Annotated in this window: 1 pseudogene; it reads right to left on the bottom strand. The window is 57.9% G+C overall.

The window, feature by feature from the left end:
* Positions 1 to 1295 (bottom strand): annotated as a pseudogene (locus ACIGDJ_RS28305) (sigma-70 family RNA polymerase sigma factor); the annotation flags it as partial.
* Positions 1296 to 1349 lie beyond the last annotated feature (54 nt).

Genomic DNA, 1349 nt, shown 5'->3' with positions numbered 1-1349 from the left:
AATAAAAAGTCAAACGAAATACGGATACTTCGCTCCTGTTCAGAGATCGAGCGATTGATAGAATGAAGTATCCACCAGGTGGCATAAGTCGAGAACTTGTAGCCGCGACGGTATTCGAACTTGTCCACCGCTTTCATCAGGCCGATGTTGCCTTCCTGGATCAGATCGAGGAATTGCAGGCCGCGGTTGGTGTACTTCTTGGCGATCGAGATCACCAGACGCAGGTTGGCTTCAACCATCTCTTTCTTCGCGCGGCGGGCCTTGGCCTCACCGATCGACATGCGACGGTTGATGTCCTTGATTTCTGCGATGGTCAGACCGGTTTCGGTTTCCAGCGCGATCAGCTTCTGCTGGCAACGAATGATGTCCGGCTGTACGCGACCGATGGCTTCGGCGTACTTGCTCTTGCCTTTGGCCAGAGCGTCGGACCAGCTTTCGTCGACTTCATTGCCAGGGAACTGACGCAGGAAATCGGCACGCGGCATACGTGCATCACGTACGCACAGTTGCATGATCGCGCGCTCTTGCTGACGCAGACGATCCAGGGCACTGCGCACACGCTCGACCAGGGCTTCGAATTGCTTCGGCACCAGTTTGATCGGCATGAACAGCTCGGCCAGAGCGAGCAACTCGGCAACCGCTGCCTTGTTGTGACGACCGTGCTTTTTCAGCACCTTGCGGGTGATTTCCATCTGGTCGGCCACGGCGCCGAAGCGCTGCGCAGCAATGACCGGGTCCGGACCGCTTTCGGCTTCTTCTTCGTCATCGGAAGATTCGGCTTCATCGTCGTCGGTATCGTCGTCGGCCTTGACGGCTTTCGGATCGACCGGCGGCGGCACTTCTGCCGCAGGCGGCGCGATGCCGTCGTCCGGGTCGATATAACCGCTCAGGACGTCGGACAGGCGACCACCTTCGGTGGTGACGCGGGTGTACTCGGAGAGAATGTGGTCAACCGTGCCAGGGAAGTGCGCGATTGCGCTCATCACTTCACGAATGCCTTCTTCGATCCGCTTGGCGATTTCGATTTCGCCTTCACGGGTCAGAAGCTCGACCGTACCCATTTCACGCATGTACATGCGCACAGGGTCAGTGGTGCGACCGATATCGGTCTCCACCGCCGCCAACGCAGCGGCTGAATCTTCCGCAGCGGCCTCGTCGGTATCGGCGTAGGCCAACATAAGGGCGTCCGCATCCGGAGCACTCTCGTGTACGGGGATCCCCATGTCGTTAATCATGCGGATGATGTCTTCCACCTGCTCCGGATCTGAAATATCAACGGGCAGGTGGTCGTGGACAGCGGGTTAGGTGGATACCTGAGGATAACGACCCGGTTTGTTCTCAGCCATAAT

Origin of the sequence: Pseudomonas sp. NPDC079367, assembly GCF_044542195.1 — a bacterium.
In the GTDB taxonomy this organism is placed as follows: domain Bacteria; phylum Pseudomonadota; class Gammaproteobacteria; order Pseudomonadales; family Pseudomonadaceae; genus Aquipseudomonas.
Note: the sequence above shows the minus strand (reverse complement) of the source record. Positions and strands in the feature narration are given on the sequence as shown.